5 protein-coding genes are annotated in these 5,486 nt (G+C 63.6%); 4 read left to right on the top strand and 1 reads right to left on the bottom strand.

The genetic code is table 11. The features are described from left to right. Positions 1-95: 95 nt before the first annotated feature. Positions 96-845, bottom strand: coding sequence for a substrate-binding periplasmic protein (locus tag ACW9I6_RS30435; RefSeq protein ID WP_087694838.1), 750 nt, complete (start codon positions 843-845; stop codon positions 96-98). 133 nt (positions 846-978) lie between these two features. On the opposite strand from ACW9I6_RS30435, the gene dnaX reads away from it, so the two are divergent. From dnaX to recR, 4 genes are all read left to right on the top strand, one after another. After that, positions 979-3,048 carry a DNA polymerase III subunit gamma/tau gene (gene dnaX, locus ACW9I6_RS30440; protein ID WP_457340166.1) on the top strand — a complete coding sequence of 690 codons (2,070 nt, stop codon included), beginning with the start codon at positions 979-981 and terminating at the stop codon, positions 3,046-3,048. Between the two features lie 43 nt (positions 3,049-3,091). Further along, positions 3,092-3,430 (top strand): YbaB/EbfC family nucleoid-associated protein, encoded by a 339-nt coding sequence (locus tag ACW9I6_RS30445; protein ID WP_003193199.1) that lies wholly within the window; start codon positions 3,092-3,094, stop codon positions 3,428-3,430. A gap of 269 nt (positions 3,431-3,699) precedes the next feature. Continuing rightward, complete coding sequence (locus tag ACW9I6_RS30450) at positions 3,700-4,734, top strand: NADP-dependent oxidoreductase (protein ID WP_003219050.1); 1,035 nt, start codon at positions 3,700-3,702, stop codon at positions 4,732-4,734. 65 nt (positions 4,735-4,799) lie between these two features. Beyond that, positions 4,800-5,402 (top strand): recombination mediator RecR, encoded by a 603-nt coding sequence (gene recR / locus ACW9I6_RS30455; RefSeq protein WP_457340167.1) that lies wholly within the window; start codon positions 4,800-4,802, stop codon positions 5,400-5,402. The last annotated feature ends 84 nt before the right edge of the window (positions 5,403-5,486 follow it).

Genomic DNA, 5,486 nt, shown 5'->3' on the forward strand with positions numbered 1-5,486 from the left:
TGGGAGCGCTGCGCACTCCAGCGGGAGCAAGCTCCCTCGCCACAGCAAGCTCCCTGGCCAGCAAGCTCCCTGGCCACAAGGACAATCAGGTGATCTTAAGGGGCGGGGGCGCTGTTCCCGATATACAGCTGGATGATTTCATCAATCTCCCCGGACATTTTCATCCGCAGCAGCGTGCGCAGGATCTGCTGCCCCGGCACCTGTGGATCGTTGCGCACATAGCAGCCCAGGCGTTGCTCCTCGATCACGGCCACCGTATGCAGGCGCTGTGTGGGCGGTAATTGCTGATTGAAGCGGTCAAGGATCCATTCGTTGATCACTGCATAGTTGAAGCGTCCGGCCACCAGTTTTTGCAGCACTTGCTCTTCACTGCGGCTGTCGTCGCGGCTGAACTGGCCGCTGGCGAAGCGCGCCTCCAGGGTCGGGTAGCTGTAGCCGAGTACCGTGCCGATGTGTTGCGGCGCAAGGCTGTCCAGTGCCACCGACGTTGATGGCACGCGCCCGGCGGCCAGCACATTGCGCTGGACCAGCAGCGGGATGCTCCAGGTGTAGTCCCCCGACAGGTTGTTCAGCCACGCCGGTGTCACGTAGCAGCGCACGTCCACATCCCCGCGCTCCATGGCGGTGTCGATACGCGCACGCGGCAGCACATGGAATTTCGCAGGACGGCCGACCTGGGTGGCCAGGCTCAACATCAGGTCATACAAAATCCCCTGGGTGGGCTGGCCCTGGTCAAGTTGCACCATGGGCATGGTCCAGCTGTCGGAAATGGAGAATCGCAGAGGTGCGGGTGCCGCCAGGCTGACCGTGGCAATCATCCACAAGGCGCCCAGGACTGCGCGCATAAATTCTCCGGGTTCAGCCTTTTACAGGCTTGGTCAGACCAGCTTAGTCAGATTAGACGAGCGTGCCGGATGCAATTTCCCCCTTGCTCCGCTAGCATTACCCGCTTCCGCTTCCCAGTTGCGACGGTTTTCGATGAGTTATCAGGTTCTTGCACGTAAATGGCGTCCGCGCTCGTTCCGCGAAATGGTCGGCCAGACCCATGTGCTCAAGGCTCTGATCAATGCCTTGGACAGCCAGCGGCTGCACCACGCCTACCTGTTCACCGGTACCCGCGGGGTGGGCAAGACCACCATTGCCCGCATCATTGCCAAGTGCCTGAACTGTGAAACCGGCATCACCTCGACGCCGTGTGGTACCTGCTCGGTGTGCCGGGAAATCGACGAAGGGCGTTTTGTCGACCTGATCGAGATCGACGCCGCGAGCCGCACCAAGGTCGAAGACACCCGCGAGCTGCTCGACAACGTGCAGTACGCACCGAGCCGTGGCCGCTTCAAGGTCTACCTGATCGACGAAGTGCACATGCTGTCCAGCCACTCCTTCAACGCCTTGTTGAAGACCCTGGAAGAGCCGCCGCCCTACGTCAAATTCATCCTGGCCACCACCGACCCGCAGAAACTTCCTGCAACGATTTTGTCGCGGTGCCTGCAGTTCTCCCTGAAAAACATGACCCCGGAGCGTGTGGTCGAGCATTTGACCCACGTGCTGGGTGTCGAGAACGTACCGTTCGAAGACGACGCCCTGTGGTTGCTGGGGCGTGCCGCCGACGGCTCGATGCGTGATGCCATGAGCCTTACCGACCAGGCCATCGCCTTCGGTGAAGGCAAGGTGCTGGCCGCCGACGTGCGGGCGATGCTCGGCACCCTGGACCACGGCCAGGTGTTCGACGTGCTGCACGCGCTGATCGAAGGCGACGCCAAGGCGTTGCTCGAAGCCGTGCGCCACCTGTCCGAGCAAGGCCCGGACTGGAATGGCGTGCTGTCGGAAATCCTCAATGTGCTGCACCGCGTCGCCATCGCCCAGGCCCTGCCCGAAGGTGTCGACAACGGCCACGGCGACCGCGACCGCGTGTTGGCCCTGGCCCAGGCGTTGCCGGCCGAAGACGTACAGTTCTACTACCAGATGGGCCTGATTGGGCGACGTGACCTGCCGTTGGCACCCGATCCGCGGGGCGGCTTCGAAATGGTCCTGCTGCGGATGCTGGCCTTCAGGCCCGCCGACACGGCGGATGCGCCGAGACAGCCGCTAAAGCCAGTGGGGATCAGCCAGGCCACAGTTGATTCCGCCAAACCAGTGGCTGGCCCGGCTGTTGTCGCGCCAGTGGTTGCGCCGCCTGCGCCGGTTGCACAGGCCGCCGCCCCGGTTGTCGCCGAGCCCGTGGCGCCTGTGGTGGTGCCGGAGCCGGTGGTTGAGCCTGCGCCCGTGCCTGAAGTCGATCTGCCGTGGAACGACCCGGTAGAGGCCGAAGCCGAGGTCGAGGTCGAGCTGCAGCCTGCCGTCGAGCCGGTGCTGGAAACCACCAGCGAGCAGCCTGAACTGACACCCATGCCCGCGCCGACCCCGGACAGCGTGGTGCCGGACGCCCCCGAGTGGGTTTCGGCCCCGGTGCCGGAGCCGACCGTTGCGCAAGTGGACGCCGCCACCCCGGGCACCGACCTCGACGACGAGCCGCCGCTGGACGAAGATTACATCGAGCCGGACATGGATTCGGCCTACAGCTACCTGGACGACCTGGCCAGCGAACACACCGCCGAGCCTGCCCCGGAGCCTGAACCCGAACCTGCCGCGATGCCGGCCACCGGCCTGGCGTTGCAATGGCTGGAGCTGTTCCCGAAACTGCCGATCTCCGGCATGACCGGCAGCATCGCCGCCAACTGCACCCTGATTGCCGTTGATGGCGACCACTGGCTGCTGCACCTGGACCCGGCCCACAGCGCCCTGTTCAACGCGACCCAGCAGCGCCGGCTCAACGATGCCCTGAACCAGTTCCACGGGCGCACGCTGACCATCAGCATCGAGCTGGTCAAGCCCGAGCAGGAAACCCCGGCCCAGGCGGCGTCCCGTCGCCGGGTCAACCGCCAGCGCGAGGCTGAAGAGTCGATCCACGGTGATCCGCTCATCCAGCAGATGATGCAGCAGTTTGGCGCGGTGGTGCGGCACGATACTATTGAACCTGTAGAAGCCCCGGTACCCCAAGCGTCATAACCCGGGGCCAATAATTGATCCACGTACTTTTGAGGTGATTCCCATGATGAAAGGTGGCATGGCCGGCCTGATGAAGCAGGCGCAGCAGATGCAGGAAAAGATGGCCAAGATGCAGGAAGAACTGGCCAACGCCGAAGTCACCGGTAAAGCCGGTGGCGATATGGTCAGCGTGGTGATGACCGGTCGTCACGACATCAAGCGCGTGAGCATCGACCCAAGCGTATTGCCGGGCGTCGGCGAAGACGACCTGGAAATGCTCGAGGCGCTGTTTGCCGCGGCCGTCAACGACGCCGTGCGCAAGATCGAAGCCAACAGCCAGGACAAGATGTCCGGCGTGACCGCTGGCATGCAACTGCCACCGGGTATGAAGCTGCCGTTCTGATCGGCAAGCAGCACCGAAAATGCCAGGCCCCGCGCCTGGCATTTTTTTGGCCGGCTATTTTCCATACCCGTAGCAGCTGTCGAGCGCCAGCGAGGCTGCGTCGGCAGCGACTCGGTCCCACGTCTGGCATGAAAGCAGCGGTGCGGCTAACGTAGCCTCGCTGGCGCTCGACAACGGCTACTGCGAGAGTTTTGTCGAACCCTGGACCCTGTGTTGGGGTCTGCACCCTATACCGTTGAATTCAATCACCGATAGAAGGAGCCTCGCTGATGTCCGAAGCATTGACCCTCAACCAGCGCATTGTGCTGGTCTCACGCCCCCACGGCGCACCGGTGCCGGAAAACTTTCGCCTGGAGCGCGTCGCGCTGCCGGAACTGGCCGACGGCCAGGTTTTGCTGAAGACCCTTTACCTGTCCCTGGATCCCTACATGCGCGGGCGCATGAGTGATGCGCCGTCCTATGCTGCGCCGGTAGAAATCGACGAAGTGATGACCGGTGGCGCTGTCAGCCGCATCGAACAGTCCCGCAATCCCAAGTTCGAGGTGGGTGACCTGGTGGTCGGTTCCACCGGCTGGCAGAGCCACAGCATCTCCGATGGGCGCAACCTGATCCCGGTACCGAAGGGACTGGCTAGCCCGTCCATGGCCCTGGGTGTGCTGGGTATGCCCGGCATGACCGCCTATATGGGCCTCACCGATATCGGCCAGCCCAAGTCCGGGGAAACCCTGGTGGTGGCGGCCGCTTCCGGTGCGGTGGGCTCGGTGGTGGGCCAGGTGGCGAAGATCAAGGGCCTGCGGGTGGTCGGTGTGGCGGGTGGCGCCGACAAGTGCCGCTATGTGGTGGACGAGCTGGGCTTTGATGCCTGTGTCGATCACAAGAGCGACAACTTTGCCGAGGAGCTTGCCCAGGCCTGCCCCAAGGGCATCGATATCTACTTTGAAAACGTCGGCGGCAAGGTATTCGACGCGGTCGTGCCGCTGCTGAATGCCAAGGCGCGCATTCCCTTGTGTGGCCTGATCGCCGGCTATAACGCCCACGAAGCGCCCAGCGGTCCCGACCGGCTGCCGGCGTTGCAACGTACCTTGCTGACCAAGCGTGTGCGGATCCAGGGCTTTATCGTGTTCGACGACTATGGCGACCGCCAACCGGAATTCCTCAGTGCCATGGCGCCGTGGGTGCGGGATGGCAAGATCAAGTTCCGCGAGGACGTGGTGGAAGGCCTGGAGCAGGCACCTGAAGCCTTTATCGGTTTGCTGGAGGGGCGCAACTTCGGCAAGTTGGTGGTGCGGGTCGCACAAGATTGAGCATTTGACGCTAATCCGAGGCGCGGGTATAAACCGCGTCTCGTTGTTTTGTCGGACCTTTCCCCATGAGCTTCAGCCCCCTGATTCGTCAACTGATCGACGCCCTGCGCACTTTGCCGGGTGTGGGCCAGAAAACCGCCCAGCGCATGGCGCTGCAACTGCTGGAGCGTGATCGCAGCGGCGGCTCCCGACTGGCCCAGGCCCTGAGCCAGGCGATGGAAGGGGTCGGCCACTGCCGCCAGTGCCGCACCCTGACCGAGGAAGCGCTGTGCCCGCAATGCGCCGACCCGCGTCGCGACGACACGCTGCTGTGCGTGGTCGAAGGGCCGATGGATGTCTACGCGGTGGAGCAGACCGGTTACCGCGGGCGCTACTTTGTGCTCAAGGGCCACCTGTCGCCGCTGGACGGGCTGGGGCCGGAGGCGATTGGTATTCCGCAACTGGTGACGCGGATCGAGGAGCAGGGCACGTTCGTCGAGGTGATCCTGGCCACCAACCCTACGGTGGAAGGCGAAGCGACGGCCCATTACATCGCCCAGCTGCTGACCAACAAAGGCCTGATTACCTCGCGCATCGCCCACGGCGTGCCGCTGGGTGGCGAGCTGGAACTGGTGGATGGCGGGACCCTGGCGCATTCGTTTGCCGGACGTAAGCCGATCGCCCTGTAACAAACACCGCAGAACAAAATGTGGGAGCGGGCTTGCTCGCGAATGCGGTGGTTCAGTCAATGCATCTGTCGACTGATACACCGC

The organism is Pseudomonas sp. SDO5522_S412 (assembly GCF_054071215.1).

Excerpts from the sequence above, each read along its gene's own strand:
- ACW9I6_RS30435 (WP_087694838.1), bottom strand. The coding sequence starts at position 845 with ATGCGCGCAGTCCTGGGCGCCTTGTGGATGATTGCCACGGTCAGCCTG.
- ACW9I6_RS30445 (WP_003193199.1), top strand. The coding sequence starts at position 3,092 with ATGATGAAAGGTGGCATGGCCGGCCTGATGAAGCAGGCGCAGCAGATG.
- ACW9I6_RS30450 (WP_003219050.1), top strand. The coding sequence starts at position 3,700 with ATGTCCGAAGCATTGACCCTCAACCAGCGCATTGTGCTGGTCTCACGC.
- dnaX (WP_457340166.1), top strand. The coding sequence starts at position 979 with ATGAGTTATCAGGTTCTTGCACGTAAATGGCGTCCGCGCTCGTTCCGC.
- recR (WP_457340167.1), top strand. The coding sequence starts at position 4,800 with ATGAGCTTCAGCCCCCTGATTCGTCAACTGATCGACGCCCTGCGCACT.